Origin of the sequence: Micromonospora sp. NPDC000121, assembly GCF_042899165.1 — a bacterium.
Taxonomy (GTDB): domain Bacteria; phylum Actinomycetota; class Actinomycetes; order Mycobacteriales; family Micromonosporaceae; genus Micromonospora.
The window spans coordinates 614,546-639,193 of record NZ_JBIAZP010000002.1 but is presented as its reverse complement, the minus strand read 5'-3'; the positions used below and the strand labels follow the sequence as shown (position 1 = coordinate 639,193).

General features: G+C 70.6%; 47 protein-coding genes. 5 read left to right on the top strand and 42 right to left on the bottom strand.

From position 1 onward, the window contains the following. Positions 1-63 precede the first annotated feature (63 nt). From ACFY23_RS09290 to ACFY23_RS09275, 4 genes are all read left to right on the top strand, one after another. A complete protein-coding gene (locus ACFY23_RS09290; RefSeq protein WP_350676264.1) occupies positions 64-780 on the top strand; it encodes a hypothetical protein in 717 nt (238 codons plus the stop codon). Between the two features lie 106 nt (positions 781-886). After that, positions 887-2,884, top strand: coding sequence for a DUF3560 domain-containing protein (locus ACFY23_RS09285; RefSeq protein WP_350676266.1), 1,998 nt, complete (start codon positions 887-889; stop codon positions 2,882-2,884). 39 nt (positions 2,885-2,923) lie between these two features. Continuing rightward, positions 2,924-3,334, top strand: coding sequence for a hypothetical protein (locus tag ACFY23_RS09280; RefSeq protein ID WP_350676269.1), 411 nt, complete (start codon positions 2,924-2,926; stop codon positions 3,332-3,334). Next, entirely contained in the window at positions 3,331-3,480 is a 150-nt protein-coding gene (locus tag ACFY23_RS09275; protein WP_350676272.1) for a hypothetical protein, read from the top strand. The genes ACFY23_RS09280 and ACFY23_RS09275 overlap by 4 nt, the downstream gene beginning before the upstream one ends. A gap of 318 nt (positions 3,481-3,798) precedes the next feature. On the opposite strand, the gene ACFY23_RS09270 is transcribed toward ACFY23_RS09275, so the two are convergent. The 22 genes from ACFY23_RS09270 to ACFY23_RS09165 all read right to left on the bottom strand — a co-directional run bounded on the left by ACFY23_RS09270 (position 3,799) and on the right by ACFY23_RS09165 (position 16,737). Then, positions 3,799-4,269, bottom strand: a complete 471-nt coding sequence (locus tag ACFY23_RS09270) for a hypothetical protein (RefSeq protein ID WP_350676274.1) — start codon at positions 4,267-4,269, stop codon at positions 3,799-3,801. Positions 4,270-4,387: 118 nt separating this feature from the next. Continuing rightward, positions 4,388-4,615, bottom strand: coding sequence for a DUF397 domain-containing protein (locus ACFY23_RS09265; protein ID WP_350676277.1), 228 nt, complete (start codon positions 4,613-4,615; stop codon positions 4,388-4,390). After that, the gene (locus ACFY23_RS09260) at positions 4,612-4,845 is read right to left on the bottom strand and encodes a hypothetical protein (RefSeq protein WP_350676279.1); all 234 of its coding nucleotides are present in this window, start codon (positions 4,843-4,845) and stop codon (positions 4,612-4,614) included. The genes ACFY23_RS09265 and ACFY23_RS09260 overlap by 4 nt, the downstream gene beginning before the upstream one ends. After that, complete coding sequence (locus ACFY23_RS09255; protein ID WP_350676282.1) at positions 4,842-5,090, bottom strand: hypothetical protein; 249 nt, start codon at positions 5,088-5,090, stop codon at positions 4,842-4,844. Before ACFY23_RS09255 ends, ACFY23_RS09260 begins: the two co-directional genes overlap by 4 nt. Further along, complete coding sequence (locus ACFY23_RS09250; protein ID WP_350676284.1) at positions 5,087-5,266, bottom strand: hypothetical protein; 180 nt, start codon at positions 5,264-5,266, stop codon at positions 5,087-5,089. The genes ACFY23_RS09255 and ACFY23_RS09250 overlap by 4 nt, the downstream gene beginning before the upstream one ends. 163 nt (positions 5,267-5,429) lie before the next feature. After that, positions 5,430-6,632 carry a helix-turn-helix transcriptional regulator gene (locus ACFY23_RS09245; protein ID WP_350676287.1) on the bottom strand — a complete coding sequence of 401 codons (1,203 nt, stop codon included), beginning with the start codon at positions 6,630-6,632 and terminating at the stop codon, positions 5,430-5,432. A 195-nt stretch (positions 6,633-6,827) separates the two neighbouring features. Beyond that, positions 6,828-7,259 carry a hypothetical protein gene (locus tag ACFY23_RS09240; protein WP_350676289.1) on the bottom strand — a complete coding sequence of 144 codons (432 nt, stop codon included), beginning with the start codon at positions 7,257-7,259 and terminating at the stop codon, positions 6,828-6,830. Next, positions 7,256-7,684, bottom strand: a complete 429-nt coding sequence (locus ACFY23_RS09235) for a DUF1870 family protein (RefSeq protein ID WP_350676291.1) — start codon at positions 7,682-7,684, stop codon at positions 7,256-7,258. Before ACFY23_RS09235 ends, ACFY23_RS09240 begins: the two co-directional genes overlap by 4 nt. Before the next feature lie 71 nt (positions 7,685-7,755). Further along, positions 7,756-8,061: a hypothetical protein gene (locus tag ACFY23_RS09230; protein ID WP_350676294.1), complete on the bottom strand. Its 306-nt coding sequence runs from the start codon at positions 8,059-8,061 to the stop codon at positions 7,756-7,758. Between the two features lie 63 nt (positions 8,062-8,124). Further along, complete coding sequence (locus ACFY23_RS09225) at positions 8,125-8,325, bottom strand: hypothetical protein (RefSeq protein WP_350676297.1); 201 nt, start codon at positions 8,323-8,325, stop codon at positions 8,125-8,127. A 10-nt stretch (positions 8,326-8,335) separates the two neighbouring features. Then, positions 8,336-8,530 (bottom strand): hypothetical protein, encoded by a 195-nt coding sequence (locus ACFY23_RS09220; protein WP_350676299.1) that lies wholly within the window; start codon positions 8,528-8,530, stop codon positions 8,336-8,338. 22 nt (positions 8,531-8,552) lie between these two features. Further along, positions 8,553-8,819, bottom strand: coding sequence for a hypothetical protein (locus ACFY23_RS09215; protein WP_350676302.1), 267 nt, complete (start codon positions 8,817-8,819; stop codon positions 8,553-8,555). Continuing rightward, positions 8,816-9,493 carry a hypothetical protein gene (locus ACFY23_RS09210; protein WP_350676305.1) on the bottom strand — a complete coding sequence of 226 codons (678 nt, stop codon included), beginning with the start codon at positions 9,491-9,493 and terminating at the stop codon, positions 8,816-8,818. Before ACFY23_RS09210 ends, ACFY23_RS09215 begins: the two co-directional genes overlap by 4 nt. Next, entirely contained in the window at positions 9,490-11,928 is a 2,439-nt protein-coding gene (locus tag ACFY23_RS09205) for a hypothetical protein (RefSeq protein ID WP_350676307.1), read from the bottom strand. Before ACFY23_RS09205 ends, ACFY23_RS09210 begins: the two co-directional genes overlap by 4 nt. Positions 11,929-12,141: 213 nt before the next feature. Beyond that, a complete protein-coding gene (locus ACFY23_RS09200; RefSeq protein ID WP_350676309.1) occupies positions 12,142-13,179 on the bottom strand; it encodes a hypothetical protein in 1,038 nt (345 codons plus the stop codon). Between the two features lie 3 nt (positions 13,180-13,182). Next, positions 13,183-13,575, bottom strand: a complete 393-nt coding sequence (locus ACFY23_RS09195) for a hypothetical protein (protein WP_350676311.1) — start codon at positions 13,573-13,575, stop codon at positions 13,183-13,185. A 5-nt stretch (positions 13,576-13,580) separates the two neighbouring features. Then, positions 13,581-14,015, bottom strand: a complete 435-nt coding sequence (locus ACFY23_RS09190; RefSeq protein WP_350676313.1) for a hypothetical protein — start codon at positions 14,013-14,015, stop codon at positions 13,581-13,583. Next, on the bottom strand, positions 14,012-14,230 hold the full coding sequence (locus tag ACFY23_RS09185; protein ID WP_350676315.1) for a hypothetical protein: 219 nt from the start codon (positions 14,228-14,230) through the stop codon (positions 14,012-14,014). The genes ACFY23_RS09190 and ACFY23_RS09185 overlap by 4 nt, the downstream gene beginning before the upstream one ends. After that, positions 14,230-14,499: a hypothetical protein gene (locus ACFY23_RS09180; RefSeq protein ID WP_350676318.1), complete on the bottom strand. Its 270-nt coding sequence runs from the start codon at positions 14,497-14,499 to the stop codon at positions 14,230-14,232. Before ACFY23_RS09180 ends, ACFY23_RS09185 begins: the two co-directional genes overlap by 1 nt. Positions 14,500-14,530: 31 nt before the next feature. Then, entirely contained in the window at positions 14,531-14,893 is a 363-nt protein-coding gene (locus ACFY23_RS09175; RefSeq protein ID WP_350676320.1) for a hypothetical protein, read from the bottom strand. After that, positions 14,883-15,140, bottom strand: coding sequence for a hypothetical protein (locus tag ACFY23_RS09170; RefSeq protein WP_350676322.1), 258 nt, complete (start codon positions 15,138-15,140; stop codon positions 14,883-14,885). Before ACFY23_RS09170 ends, ACFY23_RS09175 begins: the two co-directional genes overlap by 11 nt. Next, positions 15,133-16,737: a hypothetical protein gene (locus ACFY23_RS09165; protein WP_350676517.1), complete on the bottom strand. Its 1,605-nt coding sequence runs from the start codon at positions 16,735-16,737 to the stop codon at positions 15,133-15,135. The genes ACFY23_RS09170 and ACFY23_RS09165 overlap by 8 nt, the downstream gene beginning before the upstream one ends. Before the next feature lie 211 nt (positions 16,738-16,948). Here ACFY23_RS09165 and ACFY23_RS09160 point away from each other — a divergent pair, with 211 nt between their 5' ends. Next, entirely contained in the window at positions 16,949-17,263 is a 315-nt protein-coding gene (locus tag ACFY23_RS09160) for a hypothetical protein (RefSeq protein WP_350676325.1), read from the top strand. A 73-nt stretch (positions 17,264-17,336) separates the two neighbouring features. On the opposite strand, the gene ACFY23_RS09155 is transcribed toward ACFY23_RS09160, so the two are convergent. From ACFY23_RS09155 to ACFY23_RS09060, 20 genes are all read right to left on the bottom strand, one after another. Next, complete coding sequence (locus tag ACFY23_RS09155) at positions 17,337-17,753, bottom strand: hypothetical protein (RefSeq protein ID WP_350676327.1); 417 nt, start codon at positions 17,751-17,753, stop codon at positions 17,337-17,339. A gap of 3 nt (positions 17,754-17,756) precedes the next feature. Beyond that, the gene (locus tag ACFY23_RS09150; protein WP_350676329.1) at positions 17,757-18,437 is read right to left on the bottom strand and encodes a hypothetical protein; all 681 of its coding nucleotides are present in this window, start codon (positions 18,435-18,437) and stop codon (positions 17,757-17,759) included. Positions 18,438-18,440: 3 nt separating this feature from the next. Then, positions 18,441-18,773, bottom strand: coding sequence for a hypothetical protein (locus ACFY23_RS09145; protein ID WP_350676332.1), 333 nt, complete (start codon positions 18,771-18,773; stop codon positions 18,441-18,443). Next, entirely contained in the window at positions 18,766-18,960 is a 195-nt protein-coding gene (locus ACFY23_RS09140; RefSeq protein ID WP_350676334.1) for a hypothetical protein, read from the bottom strand. Before ACFY23_RS09140 ends, ACFY23_RS09145 begins: the two co-directional genes overlap by 8 nt. Position 18,961: 1 nt before the next feature. Then, on the bottom strand, positions 18,962-19,165 hold the full coding sequence (locus ACFY23_RS09135) for a hypothetical protein (protein ID WP_350676336.1): 204 nt from the start codon (positions 19,163-19,165) through the stop codon (positions 18,962-18,964). 1 nt (position 19,166) lies between these two features. Beyond that, the gene (locus ACFY23_RS09130; protein ID WP_350676339.1) at positions 19,167-19,520 is read right to left on the bottom strand and encodes a hypothetical protein; all 354 of its coding nucleotides are present in this window, start codon (positions 19,518-19,520) and stop codon (positions 19,167-19,169) included. Further along, positions 19,513-20,061 carry a hypothetical protein gene (locus ACFY23_RS09125; protein WP_350676341.1) on the bottom strand — a complete coding sequence of 183 codons (549 nt, stop codon included), beginning with the start codon at positions 20,059-20,061 and terminating at the stop codon, positions 19,513-19,515. Before ACFY23_RS09125 ends, ACFY23_RS09130 begins: the two co-directional genes overlap by 8 nt. Further along, positions 20,054-20,254 (bottom strand): hypothetical protein, encoded by a 201-nt coding sequence (locus tag ACFY23_RS09120; RefSeq protein ID WP_350676344.1) that lies wholly within the window; start codon positions 20,252-20,254, stop codon positions 20,054-20,056. The genes ACFY23_RS09125 and ACFY23_RS09120 overlap by 8 nt, the downstream gene beginning before the upstream one ends. Before the next feature lies 1 nt (position 20,255). After that, positions 20,256-20,453, bottom strand: coding sequence for a hypothetical protein (locus ACFY23_RS09115; protein WP_350819030.1), 198 nt, complete (start codon positions 20,451-20,453; stop codon positions 20,256-20,258). Continuing rightward, complete coding sequence (locus ACFY23_RS09110) at positions 20,450-20,986, bottom strand: hypothetical protein (protein WP_350676349.1); 537 nt, start codon at positions 20,984-20,986, stop codon at positions 20,450-20,452. The genes ACFY23_RS09115 and ACFY23_RS09110 overlap by 4 nt, the downstream gene beginning before the upstream one ends. 92 nt (positions 20,987-21,078) lie before the next feature. After that, on the bottom strand, positions 21,079-21,306 hold the full coding sequence (locus ACFY23_RS09105; protein ID WP_350676351.1) for a hypothetical protein: 228 nt from the start codon (positions 21,304-21,306) through the stop codon (positions 21,079-21,081). A gap of 69 nt (positions 21,307-21,375) precedes the next feature. Further along, the gene (locus tag ACFY23_RS09100) at positions 21,376-21,768 is read right to left on the bottom strand and encodes a hypothetical protein (RefSeq protein ID WP_350676353.1); all 393 of its coding nucleotides are present in this window, start codon (positions 21,766-21,768) and stop codon (positions 21,376-21,378) included. 73 nt (positions 21,769-21,841) lie between these two features. Next, positions 21,842-22,114: a hypothetical protein gene (locus tag ACFY23_RS09095; protein ID WP_350676356.1), complete on the bottom strand. Its 273-nt coding sequence runs from the start codon at positions 22,112-22,114 to the stop codon at positions 21,842-21,844. A gap of 24 nt (positions 22,115-22,138) precedes the next feature. Continuing rightward, entirely contained in the window at positions 22,139-22,465 is a 327-nt protein-coding gene (locus ACFY23_RS09090) for a hypothetical protein (RefSeq protein ID WP_350676358.1), read from the bottom strand. Between the two features lie 192 nt (positions 22,466-22,657). Next, positions 22,658-22,834 carry a hypothetical protein gene (locus ACFY23_RS09085; protein WP_350676361.1) on the bottom strand — a complete coding sequence of 59 codons (177 nt, stop codon included), beginning with the start codon at positions 22,832-22,834 and terminating at the stop codon, positions 22,658-22,660. 118 nt (positions 22,835-22,952) lie between these two features. Then, complete coding sequence (locus ACFY23_RS09080; RefSeq protein ID WP_350676364.1) at positions 22,953-23,273, bottom strand: hypothetical protein; 321 nt, start codon at positions 23,271-23,273, stop codon at positions 22,953-22,955. Continuing rightward, positions 23,270-23,428, bottom strand: a complete 159-nt coding sequence (locus ACFY23_RS09075) for a hypothetical protein (RefSeq protein WP_350676366.1) — start codon at positions 23,426-23,428, stop codon at positions 23,270-23,272. Before ACFY23_RS09075 ends, ACFY23_RS09080 begins: the two co-directional genes overlap by 4 nt. Beyond that, the gene (locus tag ACFY23_RS09070; protein ID WP_350676369.1) at positions 23,428-23,643 is read right to left on the bottom strand and encodes a hypothetical protein; all 216 of its coding nucleotides are present in this window, start codon (positions 23,641-23,643) and stop codon (positions 23,428-23,430) included. The genes ACFY23_RS09075 and ACFY23_RS09070 overlap by 1 nt, the downstream gene beginning before the upstream one ends. 102 nt (positions 23,644-23,745) lie before the next feature. Continuing rightward, positions 23,746-23,925, bottom strand: a complete 180-nt coding sequence (locus ACFY23_RS09065; RefSeq protein ID WP_350676371.1) for a hypothetical protein — start codon at positions 23,923-23,925, stop codon at positions 23,746-23,748. After that, positions 23,922-24,641 carry a hypothetical protein gene (locus ACFY23_RS09060; RefSeq protein WP_350676373.1) on the bottom strand — a complete coding sequence of 240 codons (720 nt, stop codon included), beginning with the start codon at positions 24,639-24,641 and terminating at the stop codon, positions 23,922-23,924. The genes ACFY23_RS09065 and ACFY23_RS09060 overlap by 4 nt, the downstream gene beginning before the upstream one ends. Between the last annotated feature and the right edge of the window lie 7 nt (positions 24,642-24,648).

The following is a 24,648-nucleotide window of genomic DNA, read 5'->3' as shown; positions in this document are numbered from 1 at the left end:
CCGCCCGGAACCAACCACAACCACCAACCAACCACCGAACCGACCAGACAGGAGGGCCGACCAATGGCCAGCACCGCCCACACCCACACCCCCGCCGACGCCGCCGACGATTGGGAGCCGACCTACTCGCCGTGGCGTCACGGCGGGTGGTACGTGACCAACGTCCGGTATCCGTCCGGCGCGTCCGGGTGCGTCAGCCGCAATTACCCCGACCGCAAATGGCGGATCGTGTGCGATTCGCGCCCGTTCGAGCAGGCGCCGACGTTCCCGAACCGGGACGCCGCCGCCCGCGCCGAGCGTGACCTGATCAGGGCCGCCGCCGAGCCGGAGCCGGTCGCCGAGCTGGCCGAGCCGGGCGGGTACGGATCCGCCGACGCGTACGCGGTTGGCGACCGGGTGGGTGTGCGGTGGGGGTGGCAGGGCACCGAGTCGGCCGGCGTTGTCGCCGAGGTGACCCACGCGCCCGACGGCGACGTGGTGTACACGGTGAACCGGGCCGCCCTCGGGCCCGCCTACGTGGGGCCGGAGAGCATGCGCCCCGACACCACCCCGGCACCGGAGGTCGGGCAGGTGTGGGTGTGCGACTCGCCCGCGGTGTCGGCGACCGTGCACGGGGTGCAGCCGGGCGGGCTGATCGCCGAGACGGACCGGGGGTCGGTGATCCTGTCCGCGCCGCACTGGCGGCTTGCCGAGCCCGGCGAGGTGGGCGAGCCGGCGACGGAGCCGGCGGCCGAGACGGCGGCGGGCGTGTTCGCCGACCTGCTGGCGGCGCGTCGGTAGTGGACGGTCGGCCAGCCCGGCGCGGTGTCGGGCTGGCCGGTTGTGCCAGGTCAACCCATCCCGTAACATTGCCCGTAGAGTACGGGCAGAGATTCTAGGGGGAATAGTGCTCACCATCACCCACACCCACGCCGACGGCACCACCCTCGCCGGATCTCGCAAGGGTGACGGCGTATGGGAAATCTGCAAGGCCAACGGTTGGGCTTTCAGCCGGCACGTCGGCATCTACCTCCGGCAGAGCCGCGACAAGGACGCCAACCGCGCCCGCATCAACCGCACCGCCGACGCACTGCGCGACGCCGGACACGACGTGACCGTGAACATCGACAACACCCCCCGCACCACTGCCGAGCGGGAAGCCGACCGCGCCGAGCGCGCCGACCGGCGGGCCGACCGGTACGCCGAGCGTGCCGGGAAGGCCGCCGCCGAGTCGTCGGCGCGGCGGGCCGCCGCCGACGCGATCAGCGACCACATGCCTTTCGGGGAGCCCATCAAGATCGGGCACCACTCCGAGCGGAAGCACCGGCGGGCGTTCGAGAAGATCCACGCCCACACCCAGAAGTCATGGGAGGCGGCCGACAAGGCGCGCGAGTTGTCCCACCGCGCCGAGGCGGTCGGACACAACCTGGCCCACCGGCAGGATCCCCGGGTGACCATGCGGCGTATCGAACGGTTGGAGGTGGAGCGGCGGAAGTTGGAGCGCGACTACGGGGAGCGCGCCGCCAGCAAGGTGGCACGGCTGACCGAGGAAATTGAGCACTGGCGGGCAGAGCTGGGGAAGTTGGCCGAGTCGGGCGAGTTCGTGCCGTGGGGGCCGGAGCACTTCCGCAAGGGTGACTTGGTGAACGTGCGCGGCGTCTGGTATCCGGTAGTCCGGGTCAACCGTAAGAGCGTCAGTGTGCCGCCGCTGATCGGGCTGGGGCAGCCGAACGGTGCCGACGGTCAGCCGTGGTCGTGGACGGATACCGTGCCGTGGGACGACCTCGGCGGCCGGCGGCGCGACGGCATGCAGCTCGACACACCGAACGGCGAGGCGTGGCCCGTCGACCTGGCGCGCAAGGTGGCCCGCTGGGAGGACTTGGCCCGGTGGATCGACCGTGACGGGCACGACGACGCGTCGCGGCGTGAGGCGCAGCACGTGCGGTGGGCGCAGCGCATCGCCCACGGGTTGGACCTGGGCGCCGCGCGGTCGGAGGTGGAGGCGTTCCAGCCGCACCCCGACGACACCGACACCCGCCGAGCGTTGGCCGCCGCCTATGTGGACATCTTCGACCGGCTGACCGCCGGGGAGTTGGTGCCGGACATCCGGGCCAGCCTGCCGGCCATGCCGGAGGTGGAACCCGCGTGGACGATGCCGGAGGGTGAGCCGGAGCGGCTGCACGTTCGGGACGTGCAGCCGGGCGACATCGTCGCCGGGTGGTGGGATCGGGGTTTCGCTGGCATGGGCGAACGGCTGCTGCGCGGGTTCTGCGGCCCGGTCGCCGAGGTGATCCCCCACGACGGGCCCGACTACTCCGGGGAGCGGTTCATCGGGTGGTGGGCGGTCATCCTGGCCGACGGCACGCGGCGGGAGTTCAAGCCGTGGCAGCCGCTGGCCGTGCACCGCGCCGAGTTGCCGGCCTCCCCCACCGAGCCGGAAAGCATGCCGGAGCCTGCCGCAGAGGCAGCCGAGCCGGTCAACGCACCCGGACCCGTCACCGAGCCGGAGACGGTCGTTGAGGTGCAGCCGGAGACGACGGCCGTCGAGCGGTGGGAAAGGCTCGTCGCCTCCTGCATCGCGGACACGAACAAGCGAAACCAGAAGGCACGCACACAGCGTATGAGCATCGCCAGGCGGCGGGTCTGCGGCGTCCCGGATGACTACGTGGGTGCCGACTTCACCGACCGGCACCCGGGCGCGTACGAGGAGAAAGCCGCCGCGTACCTGGCCGCGTATGCCGCGCTACTCGCCGCCGACGGCGCCGAGCGCACCCACCCGGCCGAGCCGGAGCCGACGCCCGATGTCGCCCCGCCGCCCGCCGTTGTCACCGAGCCGAAGGCGGCCCCGGTCGCGCCGCTGGACGTGTTCGCTGACCTGCTCGCCGCCCGCCGGCGTGCGGCCTAACCTGACCTCCGCCACAACCAGCCGACAGGAGCACCACCGATGCCACGCCGAGAGCCGATCACCTACCCGAGCACCCTGCCGGACCCGCGGCGCGGGTACCTGCTCGCCGCGCACGTCGCGGCCCTGTTCACCGCCGTTGACCGGGAGAACAACCCCGACGCGCCCGTCATCAGTCCCGCGACCGTGCTCGACGCTGTCCGCAAGTCCCGTCCGGGTGGCCGGTACGCGCACCGGCCGCTGCGCCCGCCGTCGGGCTACGTGGGGCTGCCGCCCGGCCAGGTGCCGGAGTTCCGCAGCGGGTCCGCGGTGCCGTACTGGGCGCCGTGGGCGGACGGGGAAACCCTGGCCGATGTGGAGGCCGAGCTGATCGCGTGGCGGCGCGGCATGACCGGTCGTGGTGTCGGCGGTGGGCGCCCCCGCAAGACCGGCACCGCGGGTGGTGCGCGGTGAGTGGGGCGCGGCTGTGGGTGGCGTTGGGGGTGTTCCTGGCGGTCGGGGCGTGTTCGGGCACCAACCTGATCGGGTGGGCGTTCGCCACGGCGATCGGGGTGGGTGTGTTGGCGTCGGGTAAGCCGGTCCGGCGCTACCGCCGCTGACCGTACCCGGCATGCCGGCCGTTCGGCCCCCACCGTTTCGCCTGGTGGGGGCCGATGTCGTACCGGTGGCCGACGGTCGACCGCACCGACGATCATGAATGATTGTCGGGAAGCAGCTTGCCGGGGGGACTTTCATGCGGGCAGACATCTGGTGGTCGGCGATCACCGCGGCGGTGAGCGCCGCGCGTCGGCGCACCCCGGCGCAGGAGGAAGCGTTGCAGGCGGAGCGGGCGCGCGGCGTGGACCGGCTCGCCCGTGAGGTGGTGCGCCGTGACCGGGCGGGCCAGCGGAGCGTCGGGCCGGACGGGGCCGGGCTGCCTAGTCCGTCACCTGCACCAGGTCGTCTAGGTCGGATTCTGGCACCTGCACGCGGCCGGGCACGCCGCTGATCTCTACCCCGTAGAAGCCTTTCCCTGCTGGCACGTCGGCGACTTTGAACGTGAACTGGCAGGACTGGGCGCGTTCGGCGTCGTCGGGGTTCATCATCACCGAGCCGGCGTCGAGGGCACCTATGCCGACGGTCGCGCCGGTGTTGTCGGTGACGATGACGCGGGTGCCTGCGGTGACGTCGGCGAGGGTTTCGCGTCCCCAGCATCCCTCGCCGGGGTTCCACGCGAAGTTCGGCAAGCCGATGGTGAGGGTGCCGCGTACCAGGTGGGGTTGGGGGGCGCGGCTGCTGGTGGGGGCGCTGGCGGGTGCGGGTGGGTTGCTGTTGTCGCTGCCGCAGGCGGTGAGGGTGGCGGCGGCGGTGAGGGTGAGGACTGCGGCGGCGTGGCGGGCGGCGACCATGTGGTGACGGTACCGGCAAACGTCAATGCCTACGGACACTGTCGCGGGGGTGTCGCGCTGTCTACACCAGAACGGCCCCGCCGACGTGGGCGGGGCCGTTCTGTCGGGTGGAGGAATGTCAGATGGTGCTGGCGGACGGACGGTCGAACTCGCCGGACTTCGCGCCCGCGATGAACGCGTCCCACTCACCCGGCCGCCACGTGTGCACGGCACCGCCGGGGTTCTTGCTGTCGCGGGTCTGCACCACACCGCCGTCGAGGAACTGCACCTCCACGCAGTTGTCGCAGTTCGGGCCGGACTTGCTCGACTTGAACCACTGGCCGAGCGGGCGCTGGTCGGTCGTCACGGGACTTCTCCTTCGGGCTGGCCGGCGGTCGGGTTGCCGCCGGTTGACGTGGCGGGGGTGAGCGGCGGGCCGAGGTGGTACACGTCGTGGGCGATCAGCTCGGCCAGCGCCGCCGCCCGTTCCCAGCATCGGCCGCGGGTGCCGCAGCGGGGGCAGCGGCCGTCGCGTTGCTGATGCTCGGCGAGGATGCGCCACCAGTCGTTCACCTGGGCGCGGGTGGGGGCGCTCATCGGGCACCTGCCAGGTTCGCGCGGATCGCGTGCACGGCGACACGCGCCTCGAAGCACCAGCCAGCGGCGCAGTCGGGTTCGGGGCCTCCACACACGTGCCCGCGCACCCACACCATGCCGGCGACGGCCTGTGTGAACACGGCGACGGTCCACACGAGTTCGTCGCGGCCGGTCGGGTTGGGGTGGATTTCGCCGCCGAGCAGGTGCAGGCGGGTGCCGGCCGGCACGTTCAGGTCGACGGTCACCGCTGCCCCCGCGGGTGGCGGCGGGACTGGTTGCGGCTGATCCGGTTCCTGGATGCGCCGGCGGCGAAGTCACGCCGGTTGTCCAGTCGGGACCTGTCGTTGCTGTTGTCGGCGGGGGGTGGGTCGGCGGTGACGCGCACCGTCCGGTTGTTGTGCTGCCTCCACCTGTCGTCCACACCGACCCCCTCAAGGTGGGATGGGGGTGTGGCGGCTGGGGGGCTGGGGTCCGCCAGCCGCCACACTCACGTCGGCGGCGGCGACCCGCGACTACTGTCCACGATCCGCCGCGCCTCTACCCTGACCCTAGGAGCATGTCGGTACAAGTTGCGTAACAGGCTGTTACACCTGGTGGTGGTCGGGGTCGAGGGGGTCGACACCCATGCGCACGGCGAGGTCACGCAGTTCGTCGGAGCCGCCGCGGCGGGCGTCGCGCACCAGCTGGGCGACGATTTCGCGCACTGTCGTGCGGGACCGCAGTTCCGGGCCGGACACTTCGTCGGCGGCCAGGAATCGGCGCACCGCCTGCTCGGGCTCCCCTGCCGCGTAGTGGCCGCGGCCAGCGTCGATGTGGAGGCGGGCGAGCCGGTTGGCGGTGCGCAGCTGGGTGCGGTCGACACGGCGCGCGTACTCGGGTGCCCGCTCCGGTTCGCCGTTCTCGACGGCCACACCAACCCGCCACACAGCCACGTTGGCGGGGCTCCACTCCATGCGCCACGGGTCGGAGGTGGTGCGTGTCGCCGTTGCCTCCGCTTCGGCGAGGTGGGTGGCTACGTCGGTGGTGCGGCCGAGGGACGCGGCGGACAGTGCGGCGTGCAGGTGCAGCATGCCGTACCAGCTGAGGTGGTCGTCGCCGCCGCTGTCGCCGAGTTGCGCGGCGGCGGTCGCGGCGGTGTGCAGGGAGCGGCGTTGCCCGCCGGAGGTCCCGGATGACAGGGCGGTTTGCGCGGCGGCGAAGCGGGCGGCGGCGAGCTCGACGGGCCGGTCGAGTAGGCGTGCGGCGAGTTCGGCGCGTTCGGACAGCCGGGCGGACAGGTCGACGTAGCCGAACGGTTTGATGGTTAGCGCGGCGCACACGGCGGCACGCACGAACAGGGCGAGGCCGGCGGGGTTGTCGCTGTCGGCGAGGCGGCGGGTGTCGGCGATGAGGCTGGGCAGGATTCGGGCGAGGGCCGGGTAGTCGCACATCATGCGGGCGCGCATCGCCTGGTCGACGCCAGCAGTGAGCTGGTCGACGTGTAGGGGGTGGAGGGTGTCGGGTTCGTCATCGAGGGCGCCGCGCAGGTTGGGTACGGCGGAGTAGACGGCGAGTTCGTCGCGGGATCGGGGCCGGTCGGGTTGGCCGGTGAGGTCGTTCACGCTCACTCCGAGGGCGGTGGCGAGTGCGATGAGGAGGGACCGTTTGGTGACGATCCGCGAACCGTTTTCGATCATTGAGATGTACTCGCGGGAGTATCCGACGCGGTCGGCTAGCTCCAACTGGGTGAGGCCGGCGATGTCACGCCAGCGGGCGACCCGTAGGCCGATGTAGTCGGTGCGTGCCATGGTGGTGCCCTCCTGCCCGAGGGGTGGATTGTGGTGCCGACCGTTCCTGCCCAAACGCCAGCCGGTCACATCGACCGTACTCGGCGTGTTCGTGCGCTGCTAGAATTGGGAGACGTTGCGACGTAGTGAAGGCCCGGCCTGCCCGCCGGGCCTTCACCGTGTCTGGGGAGCTCGTGTAGCGGATGCGTGTCTAGGTCACAGACCGCCAGCGTCGATCAGCCAGAGCTGCCCGCCGTTGGCGTGGACGTTGCCGTTCGGGTTGAAATCCGCCGCACCTTCCAGGATCGGGTACGGGCGCGGCACGCTGCCGTCGTCGGGCAGGTAGGGCATCGCCACCACCGTGCAGGCGATCGTGTCGCCGTACCCGTCGGGGACGGTCACCTCGTGAAGGGTCGCGCGGGGAGCATGGTCAACTCCCCGGGCGCGCAGCTCGGCTAGCGTACATACCTCCTGCCGGTTCGCCCCGTCGTCGCCCATCTTGTAGACGGTGCCGGTGTTGTGGTCGACGTACACGGTCCGCTGCGAACCTTGGCCGATGTGCTCGCATCTGTCGGGTAGCCAGTCGGCGAGCCCGTGGTGGTAGTGGGCGATCCGATCGGCGGTTCCCTGGTCGCCCACGCCGGTCATGACGGATCCCCCGCCGTGCTGGACGCGTAGACGATTGCGAGCCCCAACACCTCCTGGGCTACGCGTGCGATGACCGCGCGGTGCCACGACGCCGGCCAGTCAAGCTGCGGGTGCGCCGCCCGGTAGTCGGCGTCGCTGCGGTAGGTGACCACCGCCAGGTCTGTGTCGTTGCTGGCGAGCAGGTTCTCGACCACGGCCCCAACGAAAGCGGTGGTCTCAGCTTCCAGGCTTTCGATGGCGAGGCGCACCCCGTCGGGGATCGGGTACTTGCCCTGCTCCCAATGGCGAACGGTTCGGGCGGACACCCCGAGGTGCCCGGCGAGCCAGTCGCCGGTGAGGCCGAGGTATTCGCGGACGACCCGGAACTCGGCGTCGGTCATGCGTTCGTCCTCGGGCATGTTGGGCGGGTCGGTGTAGGTGGTCACGGTGCGACTCCAAGAGGTGCGGCGCGGACCCCGGGGTGGTCGGGGCCGCGCCGTCAGGGGGGAGGTGGAAACTAGGCGCGCTCGACCTCGGCGTAGTAGGCGTTCTGGCTGGGCTCCCAGTCGCCGCTGCGGTTCCATCCGTTATCGCGAAGAACGCGGTCGGCGTCGGCGAGGGCGGCCTTGATGTCGCCGTCGGTGCGGACGTTGGTGTCCACCGCATCCATTGCCAACTTGTCGGTCAGGCCGTACTCGGGGACGTCGTTGCCGTCGCGGCCCTCCCGGTAGCTGACGATTTCACTTTCGATGACGCTGACGTCGCAGTAGTCGCCGGAGACAACGTCGGAGGCGTTGGCGAGGGCAGCAACAAACTTGGTCATGGCCGGTTCCTTCCGGTGGGATCTGGGGCTGTTCCCCTGACCTGACACCCACACCATAGCTTCCTATTTTAGGAAGCACAAGGATGGTGGGTTGGCATCCGGGAACGACTCGTCCTCAACCCCGGCCGCGAGCCGGTCCAGAACGGCTGACCGCTGCGCCGCCTCGGCGAGGCTCATCTCGCCGCGCAGCGCCACACGGTACGGCCCGAGGTGACGTGTCACGATGACCGTCACCCCGGGCCGCAGCGGATGCTCAACCTCCACAAGCGGGAGGCTAACCGATACGCAGGTCCCCCACGATCACGTCAGCCTGCATGCCGACACGAGCGTTGCCCTCGCGGATGTTCTCCACCTGCACGTCGCCGGGCTCCGGCGGCACCTCGGCACGCTCACGGCGCTCACTGCTGCCGCCCACATAACCGACCTGCACGGCCGCCCGGTCCCCGTCGGATGCGATGTTCACGGTCATCCTGTCTCCTCTCGATGTGATGTCACGGGCGGCTGTTCGCCAGCCCTCGGCTTTCCTGGTCGGCGCGCAGCCAGTCGTCGGCGCACACCGACGCCTCCCCCAGCCCGTCCGCCCACGCACGTACCCGCCATCCGCGCAGCCGGCGGTAGGAGGGGGCGGCGCGGATCATGAGCCGGGCCATCCCGGTCTCGGCGGCCTGCTCGGCGGTGGTCGCGAACGGGTCCGACAGGGTGTCGGCGATCTGCACTGTGCCGTGCGGGTCGGTGGCTTCCCACCGCCACACGGTCACCGTCGTCTCCCCCGCCTGCGGCGCCGCGTGCCGGGCATCCGCAGCCCTGCGATCGTGCAGGCGGCGCAGGCCACGTACACGGCGCCGTCCCACCACGTCGCCTGCGGCAGCGACCCCACCCAGGCGACCGCCACCACGGCCAGCAGCAGCCACCACGCGGCCGGCTGACGGGCCAGCCACCAGCCGCGGCCCGCCCAGCCCACGCCGCCGGTCGCCTGAACGTCCACGCGCCCGCTGGCGGGCTGCCAGCCCGGCTCGCGAACCTGCCGGTGCTGCCTGGCCCGCCACACCTCGATCCGGTGCGGGTTGTCGAGGTTGTGCTCGTAGTTGTATACGGGCCGCTGAGCGGGCTGGCCGGGCACCAGCACCGCCCCGTGACGGATGTAGTGCCGCTCCCGCGCGTCCAACTCGGCCTGCGTCCACAGGCCCTCCTCGATCACCCACGAGCCGCCGCAGATCGTGTCCCCGAACGGCTGGTCGGCGCGGTGCTGGTCCTCGCGCTGCTTGACTGTTTGCACGGACTGGCCGATGTAGCCGACCACCGGCGGGGCGCCCGGGATAATGCGGCCGTCCCGGTCGACGGGCAGGGTGGGGATGCCGTACACGACACTCCACCGCCGCTCCCCCGCGGGCCGGCGGGGGCGCGGCACCCGCGGGCGGGTGGGCGCGCTCACCGGGCCGCTCCCGCGTCGAACAGGGTGGCCGCCAACCCAGGCACCTCGTACAGGCCGTTCTTGACCCGGCGCAGCTTCCCGTCCGCCACAAGATCGGTGAGGGCCTTGTCGCGGGTGCCGTCTTTCATCTGCTCCGCCATCCCGGCGAGCTGCGCGATGAGTTGGTCCTTCGTGACCAGGCCGCGGTCGTTCGCGGCCTTGGTCGCGGCCTCCAGCACCACCTCCCGGGACACGCGCGCGTTGCGCTGCGCCTCGGGCGACGGCGGCGCCGGCTCGCGTAGCGCCTGCGGGGTGACCTGCGTAACCGCGGCGGCCTCCAGCAGTTCGAGGGCCTTGCCGCCGGACAGCAGGTCCGCGTCGGAGCGACCCGCGGCGAGCAGCAGCGCGGCCCGTTCCTTCCGGTCGCCCCACAGCGGCCCCGACTCCTGCTGCGCCTCCGGCCCGAACACCCCCGGCGTCAGCGTCGACTGGCCTTCCCCGTCGACCAGCCACACCCCCATGTCCTCGCCGGTGAAGTCGGCGCGGCCATACACGTCACGGCCGTTGACGCCCTGCACGAACATCAGCCCGGCGGTGGTCTCACCAGCCGCGCACGTGTTCGCACCCCAGACCGACGGCAGCTCGGTCGGGTCGACCGGGCAGTCGCCGTCGACAGCGGACCGGCCGGCGATGTCAGTCATCGCCCGGAAGATCAGCGTCTGACCAGCCTTCAACTGCTCCTTGATGTAGGTGGAGCCGCCCAGGTTGTAGGCGGCGGGAATCTGGGTAATCAGCCGCATCTTGATGCCGCATTTGCGGCCCATCCCGACCAGCTTCTCCACCAGTTCCAGGATGATCGGGTCATCGATGTACGACTGGACTTCGTCCAGGGTGATGACCAGCAGCGGCATCGCCCGGGTGGGCTGCCACGTCTTGATGTTGTTCGCTGACAGTTCGTCGTTGCGGCGCAGCATTTCCTTCAACGCCGCCAGCAGCATCAGCTTGATCTCGGAGGTGTCGCGGGCGAACCAGTCGACGGCGTTTTTCAACTGCCCGTACGACTGCCCGCCCTGCGGGTCACCCACCCAGTCGAGCACGAGACCGTCGGAGTGCAGGGACGCGAGCAGCAGCTGCGCGACGAGCTCGGACTTGCCGGAGCCGGTGCACCCGGAGATCAGGTCGTGGGCGGCACCCTGCTTCGTCCACCACTGGTACCAGATGTCGCGGCCGTCATCGAACCGGCCGATGCGGGACCGGCCGCGCCGCCAGTCGTTCGCGGCCTTCGGTCCCGGCCAGATTTTCGTTTCGGCGAGCAGGTTGTCCGGCTGTACCCGCAGCCAGCCGATGGACAGGTCGGACTCGTCGGCGTTGAACGACACGTCGGCGTAGGTGCAGCCGTAGGCGGCGGCGATCCGGCCGAGCAGGTTGGGGCGGGACTCGCGCATGTTGATGGAGCCGGGGATCTTCGCGACGACCTTCGCCGTCCAGTTCGGCAGCCGGGTGCGGGAGTGCGCGCCCACCTCGCAGGCGGGCATCTGCTGGTAGTCGACCAGTTCGGTGCCGGCGAGCGGCCCGCCGGCGCAGCCTATGAGCATCGTCCACGTGGTGACGGCACGCAGCCGCACCGGGTCGGGGTTGTCGACCGGCTTGACGTCGTCGGCTGGGGTGACCTGCACAGGTGCGGGCGCGGGCGGCTGGGCGCGGCGTTCTTCGGCGGCGACCCACCAGCCGCGCATGCCGACGGCCCAGCGGACCATGCCGGCAGCGGCGACGATCCGGCCCGGCCAGGTGGCGAGGTCGGTGGCGGTGAGAGCGGTGGCCCACAGTCCGGTCTCGGCGGCGACGGCCGCGTCGCGTCGCGCCTGGCGGGCGATGGCGCGCACCCGCTTGCCGGTGCGCTGGCCCATCTCGATGCGGTTACGTGCCACCGCACGCTTGGTGAGGGTGCGCTTGCGCAGCAGGTAGGTGACGCCGGCGGCGGCGGGCGCGGCCAGCAGCGTCCCGGTCGGCGACACCAGGGCGAGGTGCGCGGCGGTGTCGGCGGCGGCGGCCAGGGCAGGCAGCGCCCACGGGGCGGCCGAGTCGCTGTGCAGCCGCTTCGCCTCCCCCACCACAGCGGCAAGGCGGGTGCGCTTCGACGGCGGCGGCGTCAGCTTCTCGCCGTGCCGCTGGCAGAACTGCTCCTCCCCAGGCAGCATCCACGCGAACTCGGTGCAGCGTTCTTTGCCGCCGCCGTTGAGGTTGCGCATCTTCGAGCACTGGTGCCGCACGTGCGCGGTCAGGTGGTCGTCGGCGTCGACCGGCACCGGGTACGGCATGCGCTTGCGCCGGTCGTCGGTCGGGTCGATGTACCAGGTCTGCATCTTCGCCGCCCCCACCGGCACCGGCGTGGGGGCGGGCTTGGCTGCGGGGCCGCTGGTGGGCAGCGGCGCCGGCCGGTGCGTCGTCACTGCCACGGCGTCCTCCTTCTTCTTCGATCTGTTAGTCGCGAACCGTGACGGTTTGGCCGCACTCGCCGCACATTGCCTCGGTCTTCTCCGAGTCGCTGACCATGCGCAGCCAATCGGTTTCATTGCCGCACGGGCATCGCAGCGTTTTGTCGCCACGGCGGACACCGCCGTCGCCAAACACCGCACCGAATGAGAACCCACTCATGTCGGGTTCGCTTCTCAGCTGTTGATGCGGTCGAAGGCGCGGGCGACGTTGCCGAGCAACGGTTCCACCTCGGCGGTGCACGCCTTGGCGTTCGCGGTCGCCGCGGCGGCGGCCTCCGCGGCGGCGGCGGTGTTCGCCACGACCTGCGACCGGCCGGACATCTGCACGGTGCCGAGAGTCTGCTCGCCGAGGGAGTAGATCCGGCTGCGCAGCCGGTTCAGCTTGGCGATGTACTCCTCGGTGGCCTGGTTCATTGCGGCCTGGATGGCGCGGGCCTCGGCGGCGCCGGACACGACGCCGGTGACGGCCTGCTGGGCGATGGCGTTGGACATGGTTCCTCCTGCGGTGATCGCCGCGGGTGCGGCGGTCGGCTGGTTGCGGGTGGGGCGGATCAGGTCGCCGACGGTGGCGTCTACCCGGATTGGGTCGCGGGGCGTGGCGTTGCTCGGTGCGGTGGGTGCGTCGCGCGTCCATCCGCTGTGCATGCCGTCGTGCGTGCCGCGGGCGCCGCCGGCAACGTAGAAGTCGTCGTCGTGGACAGTGCTGGACGTCCACCGTTCGCCGCTGTCCGGGCCGGCAGTGTGCGGCTCGGACGGCGGCGTGGTGCCTGTGTCTCCGCTTCCGCCGGTGTCGGGGGTGGTCCCGCCGGTGGTGGTGACAGGTGGGACGACGTCGGCGGGCGGGCGGGTGCGCCACTGCTCGGCGCGGCGGGTCACCTCGTCGTCCATGCGTGAGGCGAGGCGTTCCTGCCACGACAGCGCCTCGCCGGCGGCTTCCTTGTCGAGGCGGGCGGCGCGGCGGCGGGTGGCTTTGATGTCCTCGTCCAGCCAGAAGTCCCGCCACCGGTTGCCCACGTATTGGCGCAGCGGCCCTCCCGTCGCCGGGTCGACACCGGCGTCGATGAGGCGCTGCCGTCGGGCGGCGGCGGCCGGGGACTCCTCCCCACGCTTGGCGGCCCGCCACTCCTCGGCCAGCTCCCCCGCCCACTGCGGGGACCGCTGCAACATGCCGTAGATGGCGAGGATCGTCACGGCGATGGAGATGGGGTCCACCGGTCACATCCCCAGGAAGGCGCGCAGCCCGGTGATGACGCCGTCGAACGGGGTGAGCAGCGCGTCGTACATGACGCCGAGGTTCCCGCCGGTGACCCGCATCAGCGTCGGGGCGAGGCAGATGAGGATGAACGCCGGCCAGTCGGGACGCCGGTCGGCGATGTCCACGATGATGAACAGGATCGCGGCGAGGGAAGCGATGGCCGCTCCGCCGGAGCTGAGTCCGACGGCGTTGCCGAACTCGCTGGACATGCCCACCCCGCCGAGCAGCGCCCCACCCCAGGCGATCCAGGAGAAGACCTTCGACACCTTCTGGTTCTTGAGCCGCTTGGAGATCAGGTACTGGGCGGTGATGGCGATGATGACGAGGCCGAAGCCGATACCGACGTTGAACATGGCAGTCACCCCTTTCCGAGGGTGAAGGTGGCGGCGAACGCCGCGAGGACGAGGTAGAAGGCCCACCGACGGGTGGGGCGGGCGGCGAGCCACCGCAGCGGCCCAGTCAGGAACGTGGGGGCGACGGCGATGACCGCGAACATCAGCAGCCGGTCCGTCCAGTTGGACACCTGCCAGGCGGCACGCAGCGGCCCGGCGTTCGCGGGGATCCGCTTCGTGTCGACTGCGGAGGCCGCCCACAGGCCGGACAGGGAGGCGGGGCGGGCGGTCCACGCCCACCACGAGCAGCAGCCGGCCCGCACCGCCGACCACGCCTTGCTGAAACTCAGCGTGACCGGTACTCTCGCGCCCGCGCGCGCGGGCGCGGGCGGGCTGTCCAACTTGGGAACCCGCCCGTTGATGGGGGATCGAATTTCACGCTCGGTGACAGTCGTGGTCATCGGGCTGCCTCCTTCCTGGCCTCGGTCAGTTCCGTAATCCGGTCGCGGACCATGACGGTCGCGGCCTCCAGTTGGGTGGGTCCGGCGTGGAACGCCTCCGCCACCAGCCAGTGGCAGTACGCCCACAGCTTCTGCTTCGGTGTTTCCGCCTCCGCGACGCGAGTGGAATGCCAATCACGCCGGTTGACCTCGGGTTTCGTGGACCGGCCAGCCATCAGAAACCCCCCGTGGCGGGCATCGCCCACCGGAACAGCACCGGCCCGCGGCCCTTGCCGTCGGTGTCGATGTCGCGGAACTCCAGGTGGAACCGGTGTGCCTCGGAGCGGTGGGCGCCCGCCCGTAGCGCCGACCCGAGCAGGTGCCGGTTCAGCGTGTCGGCGGTGGCGTCGCCGTCGGCGAGGTCGACGCTGGTCAGGAACGGCTCCATCCCGCGCACCTCCCGCCCGTCTTTGAACACCCGAAGTTCGTAGATTTTCGATGACATCGCAGTCTCGAATCCTTTGCGTTTGTGCTGGTCAGGGGGTTGCGGCGGGGTCACCGTCGTAGGGTTCGTCGGTGTCGGCGTACACCCACTTGCGGCCCTCTCTGGTGACGGCCCAGCGGAGCAGCATCGCGGCGAGCACCAGGGCGACGGTGACGCCGATGAGGGTGTTGTTGAGCAGCGTGGAGTGGCTGTACGCGTGGGCGAACGCGGCGGCGGTGCCGATGACGCCGGCCCCAATGACGGACGCGTCGTAGGCGTCCTGCGTGCGGTCGCGGTGGACATCCGCCTCGTTGAGGACGACCGGGTTGGTGGCCTCATCGAAGTAGATGTGGATCTCGGGAAGGTCGGTGGCCGCCGCGGTGGTGGTGCGGGCAGGCAGGTGGTCAACGCTCATCGGTCTCCTCCTCGGGGTCGGACAGGATCGGCATGTTCTTCGGGAACGTCTGCCACACCTCGCGCAGGATCGCGGCGGTGTCGTCAGTGACGGCCCGGCGGACGTCACCCGGCAGATGCGTCAGGTCGTGGTGCAGGTCGGTACCTCCGGTGACGGTGACGCCGTCAGGGGTGACGGCGTCAGTGACAGGTGGCGGGGTGACGCTCGGGTGACGGTTCCGCTGGGCGGGGGCGACGGCGTCAGCCACGAACGTCACCCCTCGACGTCACCTCGGCGACGATGCGGTTGTGTTCGGCGAGCAGGATCTGCTCGGCGTCGGCGACCGCGAGTTCGGCGAGCCAGCGGGGCTTGTTGGTGCGGGCCAGGGACTGGGCGCTGCCGACAGCCTTTGCCATCCAGGTGCCAGCCGGGTCCACGCCGAGGGCCATGCACAGCAGCAGGAACACGCGCATGCCCTCCTTCTTTGTGCCGCCTCCGGCGACGATCTGGCGTGCCTTGTCGGCGGCGTAGTCGCAGCGCTGCTCGACGGTCCAGTCCCGCAGGCGGGGGTCGATGAGGTCGTCGGGCAGGGGTCGCACCGCCACGAGGTCGGTGCTGGGCTTCTTAGCGGTGACGGTCCGGGTCGGGGTGACGGTCGGGGTGTCACCGTCAGCGTCGTCGCTGGTGGTGTCGGTGACGGCCCGACCGGTGGTGTCGGTGACGGTGGGGGCCGGCTCGTCGGTGACGGCGTCAGTGGTGACGGCCGGGGTGACGGCGAACGGCGCGGTACGGGTGACGGTCGGGGCGTCAGCCGGGGTGACGGGTACCGGGGCGACGGTGGCGGGCATGCCGGTGACGGCGGGGGCGATGCCGATGACGTGACGGTCCGGGTCGGTGCCAACGGGCGTCATCGGCTGAGGCGTCAGCACGTCACCCGCTGCGGTCGGAAGCAGACCGAGGTCCGTCAGGCGGGGGGCGTCCTGCCACGGCGTCGCCTTGCTCGCGTAGTCCACGATCACACCGATCAGCCAGGCGGTGACGGCGGCGCCGATCGCGCCGACCGAATGGCTCAGTCCCTCACCGAGAGCGGTCAGCTTGTCGCTGTTGCCGGTCCAGCCGCCGAGCATGTTCAGGGCGATGGAGAACAGCAGCGCCCCCCACTTCGCGGCGTCGGCCCGCCAGTCGGTGAGGCCGCCGGACATCTTGAGGACCGACTTGACGACGATGATCGAGGTGGCGACGGCGATCAGAAGCGGCTCGACGGCCCACGCGGTCCACCAGCCCACCGAGCCGGTAGTCAGGTTCAGCAGATGCGCCATGCCAGCCTGCACGCCGGGGGTGCTGATGGCCGCGAAGCCAACCATGACGGGGAAGCCGACAAGCATCGTGTACTTGCGGACCTGCGCGACCCGCAGGGCACGCATCTCCGCCGACCGCTGAATGTCGGCGCGGATCCGGGCGCGCTCACCGGAGCGGGCGGCCCATCGGTGCAGCTGCGCCAACTCGGTGGCTTCGGCGGCATCGCGGGCGCGCTCACGGCGGGCACGCTCAACAGCAGTGGACCATTCGGTGGCGTTGGCAATGGCGACACGATGCTGGACGGTCTGGACGTGCCGGATCTGCTCGTGGCGGCGCTTGACGGCGGTGAACTCGCGGTCGACCGCGAGCTTGCTCCGAAGGTCGTCCACCGTGGCGGCTCGACGTCCTGCCTCCGAGGTCTTCGGGTCGACGGCGGTGTGGTCGGTGTTGTCGATGTTGGGGATTTCGGCCGGCGGGGTCAGGGAAATCCAGCCGTCGCCGACTGCGGCGGGCACATGCCACTGCACCGGCTCTCCCGGGTCGGGGATGAGTGCGACTGGGTTCATGGTCACCGGCTGACACCTCCTGCGATTGGGTGGCACCCCCCATTTGGGCACGCCATGGACAGTAGCACTGGTCGGGCCGATCGGGCTAGTAGGGATCGTCGGGTTTGGCTATGCTGAGCCGGTGTCAGATACCTCGGCGATCCGCCTGCCAGTGCCGATCGCCCCGGTTGCGCCGCTACGATCACGGCCAACGAGGGCGAGGAGGCAACGCGTGGGCGCAGACGACCGGGTGGACCCGCAAGAGCAGGCCGACATCGAGCGGCGGCTGACCGCGGGCGAATGGTTGAAGGTCGGTGAGCTGATGGTGTTGTTTGCCAACCCGAACGGGAAGCCCGCCGGCCGATCCAGCGTCGACCGGTGGCTAACCAACGGCGCCCGCTTCGGCAAGAGACGTCTGCCGATCCGCTACGTCATGGACCCGTCGGGGGAACGCATTGCCCACCCCGAGGATGTCGCCGCTGTGCTCACGGAGGCGCGGAAGATCCGCTCAGCAGACCACCCGGATGGCATCCCGGAACAGGCGTAGCCCAACCGGCAGGCGCAGAGAAGCCACCCACCTGGCAGGTGGATGGCTTCGTCCTTGCTGGCGTCGTAGTCGGTCAGCGGCGACGCCACCAGCGCCGTCGTGCCTCTCCCGGCGTGGATTCGTCGCTAGCCGCCCGCCCCGACGCCTCGCGTCGCTCCCGCCCACGGTCGGCTTCTCGCAGGATCGCCCGCGTCTGATTGTTGCCCGGGTCACCCCCGTTGGCGAGGTAGTGCGCTTCCAGGGACTCGCCCTCGCGGGGCATGCGACCGGCCATACTGGCGGCGTCGGCGATCTGCCGGGCTGTGTCGTTGACCTGCCGCGCAACGTCGTCCACCTCGCCCACGGCGGGCGCATACGCAGACGTGAGTGCCTGCATCTCCTCGCGGTCGAGAACCCGGCCGGATGGCAGGGTGACCTGGCCGCCGAAAAAGTTGGCGCCAGCGAGCATGCGCAGCACAGCCACGTCGCGCGGGTCGAGCTGGTCGTCCACGGGTCAGTCCCGCCACGCGATGGCGAGCACCTGGTCGGCGGCGGCGAGGAACTTCTCCCGCTGTTCGGATCCGTCCACCTTGGCCCCGCCGATGCCCCACGCCATGTCGGCGAGCTTGTCCCACAACTCCGGGTCCGCCCCATCAGCGACCCACAGGTGCTTGGCGACGTCCTCGCGGATCTGCTGCCGATCGGGCCCGTAGTCGAACGCGATGACGTTCTCGGTGCACACTCCGTCGCGGTTCCAGGCGCGGATGACGAGCTGGTCGTCGCGGGCCGGGCCGTCACCGGGCAGCCCGCCGATCATCTCCACCTCGGTCACATCACGGCGCCGCTCGTCCCACCGGTCGCTTACCGACTTGCCAGCGTGGAACTTCTTCCACTCGCCCTTCTCGGTGTCGTTCTCGCCGGTGTACGCGGCGAAGCCGAAGCCGGTCATCAGGCCGGGCTTGAGCAGCACCCGCAAGCCCTTGCCGCGGTCATTGGCCCACGGGTCGAGCCGGTCAACAGTGAGGCCGGCAGTCACCTTCGGTGGACGGTCGACGTAGGTGAACCGGTCGGTGACGGTGATGCGGCGGCCGTGGGACGACAGGTTGCGTACCCGTTCGGCGATGGCGTCGACAGTGTCGAGCGCGACCATGGCGTGCAGGTAGCGCTCGTGGAGTATCCGGTCGGTCGGGTTCATGGGTCACAGCTCCTTGGAGTCGAAGTGGTGAGGGCTGCCTTCGTCGCCGGTCAGCAGTGCGCGGGCAGCGGCTTGAACGGCGTCATCAACAGCACGACCCGTGACCCGCGTGTACGCCTCCGGGAAGGCCGCCTTGAGCTGGGCGACGACGGGCTGCCGGGCGTGGTTGAGGCTGGCGAGGGTGTCCATGCGGTCCAGCCCGTCGCGGGTACGTAGGTCCACGACGGCGCGGACAACCCGCTCGGCGATGTCACCGCGGACCTGGGCGTGCGGCAGGTGCGGCATGAGGGCGTTGTAGGCGGCCCGGAACGCGGCCGGGTCGACCCGGTCAGCCACGGCTGGCCTCCCGGTCCAGGTTGGCGCGCACGATCTTGGTCTTGGCACCGTAGAAGTTGAGTTCGGACCGAAGCCCGGCCGCAGCCAGTTCGTCGCCGTCTGCCTCCGCCTCGGCGAGTCGTTCGAGCAGGTCAGCAATGACTTGGGTGTGGTAGCCGCACACGATGTGGTCGGCGCATCCGCACATGTCAGTTCTCCTGTCCGGTGTTGCCGTCGAGAACCCGGGCGGCCTTCGCGCGGCATGCTGCCGCCTGCTCCTCCGCCGCCGTGGCCTGGGCGCCGACGTTCGCCGCCCGGTCGAGTAGGTGCTGCTGCTGGGAGCGGAGCTGCGCCGCCCACCTTTCGGCGTGTTCCGCCTCGCGGGTCAGGTGCCGTGCCTCGATCGAGTCCACGTCACTTCCCCTGTCCGTTGATGACGGCCAGCAGCGCGTCCGCGCGCCGCAGGTACGGCTCCTGGTTGACGTGGCTGGGCAGGTCCCACTGCCGGGGCGCCCACTCGTCGGTGTGCTCGCTGAGGTACAGGTGCCGGGCGAGACGCTGCCGGGCGTCGCGGTGGATGCCGGCGGCGTCGTCGTACGCGAGTTGCACCGCCTCCCCGCACAGGGCGGTCAACGCCCGCTCCATTTCCCCCACCGGGATGCAGTTCTCCTGCCGCGGGTGCGGGAACGCGGACTCCACGATGGCGCCGACCGCGCGGCCGAGCTTCGCGGGCGTGAGCGGCAGCGTAAGCTCGGTCTGGTCAGCCACGGCGCTGCCCCAGCCCGCGCAGCGCCACCTGGCGCACGTCCCCGACGAACGCCTGCACCCGGCCTGGGTCGCGCGGGGTGTCGAACTGGTCGACCATGCCCAGCAGGTCCCGCAGGGCCTGCTCGGCGAGCGCGAGCCGCGTGTCTTCGGTGGTGTCGTGGGCGGTGAGGGCGGCGCGCACGGCGCACAGCATTCCGGTGGTGTCGGCTGAGCCGGTCGTCCACACGTTCAGTGCGGCCCGCTCCGGCATGGTCAGTTCCTCGTAGCGCTGCACAGTCATGCCCGTTTCCCTTTCGGTGGTGTTGAGCTCGTCCAGGGCTACGGCGACCGTCTCGCTCAGCCGACGCCTCGCCGTGTATCCCGGGCTGACCTGTCCGGAAGGCAGGATCGGGGCGTCTAGCTCTGCGTCGGTGCGTGGTGCGGCCTCACCGGGAGTGGCGAGGCAGTCGCATGAGACGCATCCCTGGATCAGGTTGTGGGTGTACTGGTCGTGCCGGCAGAAACGGCACGCCCACTTGCCGGTCAGGTCGATGTCAGCCATGGTCGGGTTCCTCCACGATCTGGGCTCCCTCGTCCAGCAGGTGAGCCATGCGCTCGTCGCCGAACTCGCAGCCGGTCTCCGTGGTCCACGGAAACGGCTCCCGCCGGGACTCGTGGGTCTTGCGGTAGCGGTCGCCGTCGCACTCGATGACGGTGCCGACCGGCATCAAGGCGGTGCGGTGAGGTCTCGGCATCTCACACCTCCTCGGTCTCGTAAACCTGCTCAACGTCTGTGGCCCCGGCGATCAGCGGGCCGCGACCCAACGCTGCCTCCTGCCGCTCGATTTCCTCGATGGCGGCTACGCCGGTGGCGGCGCGGACGGTGCCGATGACCCGGTTGTGGGCGGGAAGCGCATAGGTGACGCGCCACAGCGGAGTGGGTGGCATGGTCACTTCTCCTTCGCATCGGCAAGCAGTGCGTCGACTAGGGCGGAGATGCGGGCGGCGTTGGCGGCGCGTTCCTGCCGCACGACCTCACACATGTCGGTGGTTTGCTGCCGGAACCGGTCGACCCCGCTCGGGTCGGTGACCAGCCAGCCGGGGCAGTGGATCGTCGCCAAGCGCCGCTCGTACGCCTGCCCGTCAGGTGCCCAGTGCGGGTACCAGCCGGTGTACGTGATCCGGGTGCCGCCGTCCTCGGTCAGGCCGTGCCCGACGTCAACGTGCTCGTAGGCGATGTTGCTGTTGCCGCTGTCGTCGTCGTACAGGCAGACGCCCTGTGGGAACGGGATCTGCCCCTTGGCGAGGACACGCATGGCGTATTCCTCCGCCGTCTCCAGCGGGTGCTCGTACCGGCCGTACGCCTCCATCAGCGCGGCGATGCGCTCCCGCACGAGCCGGTGCACGGTCGGCGCCCACTGCGACAGCGCGTAGGTCAGTTCGCGGTGCGCGTGAAGCGCTTTGGTGGTTGGCTGCGGCAGATCCATGGATTCTCCTCAATGCGGGGCTGGTGGGGCTGTGGCACCTCCGGCCGCATTCGATGCGGCGCCCCTCACGGCAGGATGCGGAGGCTGTCGGGTCAGGGCTTGAGGTCGTAGTCGATGCACTGCTGCGCGGCTGCCAGGTGGTCGTACACGTCTGCCGGTGACATGAGCGGAAACCTCTCGTGGAGGGTTGCGGCAGCCTTTCCGTCCCGCTGGTTGAGTAGGTCGATCGCGGCGAGAAGTCGTGTCCGGTTCAGGCGCTTGGTCTTCGTGGTGTGGATGAGATGGATGGCGTCGAAGTGCCGCTCGATGGTGGGAATCACGGCGGGTTCTCCCTGTCTGCTTTCAGCGGGCCGGCGTGGAGGGCGGTGAGAAGGCGTGGGGCGTCGCGGTCACTCGGCGGGGATGCCGAGGACGCGGCCGGCGTAGAGCGCGGCGGCCCCGTTGCTGTTCGGGTTGTCGTCGTAGCGGGAGGCGATCAGGTGCAGGATCGCGTCCTCCTGCGTGTGGTGGTACCAGCCGGCGGCCTTGTCGCCGATCACGAACGTCCATCTGACGGTGTCGCCCTGCTCGTCGCTGCCCCGCTTGGTGACCTCTACGAGGTGGTCGTTACCGAGCCGGATGACGTCGGTGACCCGCTCGTCGCTGCGGCGGCGCCGGTCGGACGGGATGACGAGCTCGGCGACCCGCCGGAACTCCTGCTGCTGCTCGGTGATCTGGGCGAGGGCGGCGTCGCGCTGCCGGTCGAGGAACGACGGGCGGGGGCTGTTGTCGGTGTCCGACATCTTGGCTCCTTGCTGGTTGGCGTGGTTGTCCGCACCGGAGACATTACCGTAGGGTCATGTCGGAAGCAATACCCTACGGTGATCCTGCGGAGCCTCTTCGCGCCAACTTCCGCCGACGGGACACCGCCTTGTTCACCGACGCCTCCGACACGCCCAGATCCTTCGCCACCTGGGCGTACGTCGCCGTCCGCGTCGCCTCCTCCACTGCCGCGTCAGCAGTTGCAGAAAGGATGCGCTTCGCGTCGTCCACCAGCCCGCGAGCAGCGCGAGCGCGAACCACAGGCGGCATCGCAGGCAACCCAGCGATGAGCTGCGCCAGCTCAGATGTGTCCATCGGTTTCTCCATGACCTTAGGGTAGGGCAAAATACCCTAGAGTGATACGGCGTTCGGCTGGCAGAACGGACACACGTCCTCCTGCCAGCCGTCGCACTCGGCTGCCTCCCACGCGTGCTCCGCATCGGCGAAATGCTCCCCATCCCCCACCGCCAGGCCACACACCCGGCACTGCACGATCAGGCACGGCTCGTCGTTCAGCCACGGCAGCGGCGTGTCCCGCTCCGGCCAGCGTGCCCACAACTCCGCCACGATCGGCAGGAACACGTCCACGGTCGGCCGGTGATGTTCCCGGTCCTCGTCGGCGCAAGCGGAGTGGACGAGCAGAATCCAGCAGCGCTCGGGTTGGCGGATCAGCGGCACAGCAACCAGTCTCCTACCGGCCGGCAGCCCGGCTGTCGACGTCGCGGGTGGGACAGTTTTGCGGGCACGGACCGAGCTCGGTGTCAGTGCCGCACACGCACACGGTCGGCCGTGGGGCGAGCTGCACCGCACGGCGTCGGGTGTGGCGGGGGTAGCCGTACGTGGCCACCCCCGCGATCTGCTGGCCTGCCGTCACCGGGGCCTCCGGCGGAACGCGCCCGCCAGCTGCGCGTCACGTGCCTTCACCGCGAGGTCGTAGGTGGCCTGCGGGTCGTTGAGGCGACGGGTCTCGTTGCGCACCGCGTCCATGTTCGGCATGTCGTACGGGGGCTTGTCCTGGCTGCTGTCTGTGGTTGTACGCTTTCCCATGGTCGGCCTCCTTCGGGTGGCTCGGTTGGTTCGGCTTGGGGGTGGTGCCCCTCGCCGGATGTGGTCTGTGGTTGGACCAGAGGTGGGGTGCGGTGCCTTCGGGAACCGCACCCCACCGTCATGTGCGGGGCCTGCGCCAGCCGATCCAGTCAAAAAACCGGTCGACCAGACTCGACGTGAACACCGCCGGCCCCAAGGTGGCGAGGAACGCCGGGTTGGCCATCTGTTGCGGCACCGGCCGGAACACCGTCACCAGCTCGCCCCGCCAGTACCGCAGGTCCCGGTCGGGCACCCGCACCGTTACCCGCGGCCCGTCCGGGGTGGCGCCCTGCACGGTCAGCCACACGCCGCCGAGCAGCAGCAGATCACCGGCGTTCACGGTTTCCACCGCCACCGGCGGCAGAACGTAGGTGCTGGGGTGCGGTGCCGGCCCGGTCATCGCGGAAGCCTCCGCCAGCGCTGCCACCACGGCAGCGTCCGACGCCACTCCCGCTGCTCGTGGCGGTGTATGCGGACCAGCGCGGCGTCGGCGTCGGCCTGCAACCGGCGCATCACCGCCTCGTTGTGGGCGTACCTGTCTGTCGCGGGGTCCATCAGCGTCCGCCTGTGGCGGGCGCACGGGACGCGTCATCACGCTTGTTGTCCCAGGCGATGCGGGCGTCCGCCGTCGCCTGCCCGATGTCGGTGATGAGGCTGCTGAGCAGCCCGTTCGCGATCCGGTACGGGTTCGCCTCCGTGCTGGCGGCGGCGGTGTACGTCTTGCTCTCGCCGTTGATGTCGACGGTCGTCGTGACGGTGATCGTGTTCATGGTTCCTCCAGCGGGTCGGTTGGGTTGGTTGGGTTGGTGGCCTGCGGCAACCCTGCGCGGGCCGGGACTGCTGGGTCCGGCCCGGCAGGCTCACATCGCAGGTCAGCGACCGAACAGGCTCGGCGCCAGCGCGTAGGTGGCCGGGCGGGTGTGCATCGGGTGGTCCGCGCAGTCCTCCAACCAGCACTGGTGGGTGTGGCAGGTGAGCCGGTCGTCCGGGTGCATGCCGGCGTCCTCCGCGGCGTCGTCGGCGGCCAGGGCGTCCGCGAGGTCGTCGCTCACCGCGAACCGCCGAACATCCGGGTGACCGCGGCGATCCGCGCGTCCTGCTCGGTGAACAGCCGCTCCAGCTCCTGCACCGTCGGCCCGCGGCTCCACTCGTAGGCGTCGGAGCTGTCCGGCGTCCAGCCGCCCAACTCGGCGCCGCACTCCTTCGCGAGCTGCCCGATGGCGGGGATTCCCTCCAGCACCCGCTCCGGCAGTCCCTCCGTCATGACGGCGATGCCGGAAGCCTCCCGGTCAAGCTGCCTCGCTGCGGCGAGCGTCTTCTCCCGCAGCTCAGCAAGGGTGAGCAGCTTCGCCTGCCAGAACCCGTCGGGGGTGCCGTGCAGGCTGTCGTACGTGTCGACGGCTGTCTTGCGTGCCGCCTGGTAGGCGTGCACGGCGGGCGCGATGTTCCGCAGCTTCGCGGTCACGTCGCGGGTAAAGCGGGCCACCCGCCACGAGGTGTTCGCCGCCCGCGCCTCCCGCTCGGCGGCCGACCACGCCGCCGAGATCGCGGAGGCGGCAGCCCGGTTTCTCTCGACGGGGTCGGCAGCGTGTTCGGCGAGCGCCCGGCCGTAGGCGACGCGGAAAGCCGCCGCCACGTCCTCCGGCAGGTCCAGCGCTGGCTCCGGCTCGTCGCCAGTGAACGGCTTGAACTGGTAGCGGGTGCCGAAGTAGTCGTCGGTGGCGGACACGAAGTGCGGGTGATGCCAGGTAGGGATTGTGGTGGTCACGGTTCCT

Coding starts and splice junctions, on each gene's coding strand:
- ACFY23_RS09120 (WP_350676344.1), bottom strand. CDS start 20,254: ATGCCGAGACCTCACCGCACCGCCTTGATGCCGGTCGGCACCGTCATC.
- ACFY23_RS09230 (WP_350676294.1), bottom strand. CDS start 8,061: ATGACCAAGTTTGTTGCTGCCCTCGCCAACGCCTCCGACGTTGTCTCC.
- ACFY23_RS09185 (WP_350676315.1), bottom strand. CDS start 14,230: ATGGCTGGCCGGTCCACGAAACCCGAGGTCAACCGGCGTGATTGGCAT.
- ACFY23_RS09175 (WP_350676320.1), bottom strand. CDS start 14,893: ATGAGCGTTGACCACCTGCCTGCCCGCACCACCACCGCGGCGGCCACC.
- ACFY23_RS09180 (WP_350676318.1), bottom strand. CDS start 14,499: ATGTCATCGAAAATCTACGAACTTCGGGTGTTCAAAGACGGGCGGGAG.
- ACFY23_RS09080 (WP_350676364.1), bottom strand. CDS start 23,273: ATGACCGGGCCGGCACCGCACCCCAGCACCTACGTTCTGCCGCCGGTG.
- ACFY23_RS09240 (WP_350676289.1), bottom strand. CDS start 7,259: ATGACCGGCGTGGGCGACCAGGGAACCGCCGATCGGATCGCCCACTAC.
- ACFY23_RS09195 (WP_350676311.1), bottom strand. CDS start 13,575: ATGTTCAACGTCGGTATCGGCTTCGGCCTCGTCATCATCGCCATCACC.
- ACFY23_RS09150 (WP_350676329.1), bottom strand. CDS start 18,437: ATGAACCCGACCGACCGGATACTCCACGAGCGCTACCTGCACGCCATG.
- ACFY23_RS09070 (WP_350676369.1), bottom strand. CDS start 23,643: ATGAACACGATCACCGTCACGACGACCGTCGACATCAACGGCGAGAGC.
- ACFY23_RS09220 (WP_350676299.1), bottom strand. CDS start 8,530: ATGACCGTGAACATCGCATCCGACGGGGACCGGGCGGCCGTGCAGGTC.
- ACFY23_RS09260 (WP_350676279.1), bottom strand. CDS start 4,845: ATGAGCGCCCCCACCCGCGCCCAGGTGAACGACTGGTGGCGCATCCTC.
- ACFY23_RS09165 (WP_350676517.1), bottom strand. CDS start 16,737: ATGAACCCAGTCGCACTCATCCCCGACCCGGGAGAGCCGGTGCAGTGG.
- ACFY23_RS09085 (WP_350676361.1), bottom strand. CDS start 22,834: ATGGGAAAGCGTACAACCACAGACAGCAGCCAGGACAAGCCCCCGTAC.
- ACFY23_RS09280 (WP_350676269.1), top strand. CDS start 2,924: ATGCCACGCCGAGAGCCGATCACCTACCCGAGCACCCTGCCGGACCCG.
- ACFY23_RS09095 (WP_350676356.1), bottom strand. CDS start 22,114: ATGGAGAAACCGATGGACACATCTGAGCTGGCGCAGCTCATCGCTGGG.
- ACFY23_RS09140 (WP_350676334.1), bottom strand. CDS start 18,960: ATGTGCGGATGCGCCGACCACATCGTGTGCGGCTACCACACCCAAGTC.
- ACFY23_RS09100 (WP_350676353.1), bottom strand. CDS start 21,768: ATGTCGGACACCGACAACAGCCCCCGCCCGTCGTTCCTCGACCGGCAG.
- ACFY23_RS09125 (WP_350676341.1), bottom strand. CDS start 20,061: ATGGCTGACATCGACCTGACCGGCAAGTGGGCGTGCCGTTTCTGCCGG.
- ACFY23_RS09075 (WP_350676366.1), bottom strand. CDS start 23,428: ATGGACCCCGCGACAGACAGGTACGCCCACAACGAGGCGGTGATGCGC.
- ACFY23_RS09290 (WP_350676264.1), top strand. CDS start 64: ATGGCCAGCACCGCCCACACCCACACCCCCGCCGACGCCGCCGACGAT.
- ACFY23_RS09270 (WP_350676274.1), bottom strand. CDS start 4,269: ATGGTCGCCGCCCGCCACGCCGCCGCAGTCCTCACCCTCACCGCCGCC.
- ACFY23_RS09110 (WP_350676349.1), bottom strand. CDS start 20,986: ATGGATCTGCCGCAGCCAACCACCAAAGCGCTTCACGCGCACCGCGAA.
- ACFY23_RS09245 (WP_350676287.1), bottom strand. CDS start 6,632: ATGGCACGCACCGACTACATCGGCCTACGGGTCGCCCGCTGGCGTGAC.
- ACFY23_RS09190 (WP_350676313.1), bottom strand. CDS start 14,015: ATGACCACGACTGTCACCGAGCGTGAAATTCGATCCCCCATCAACGGG.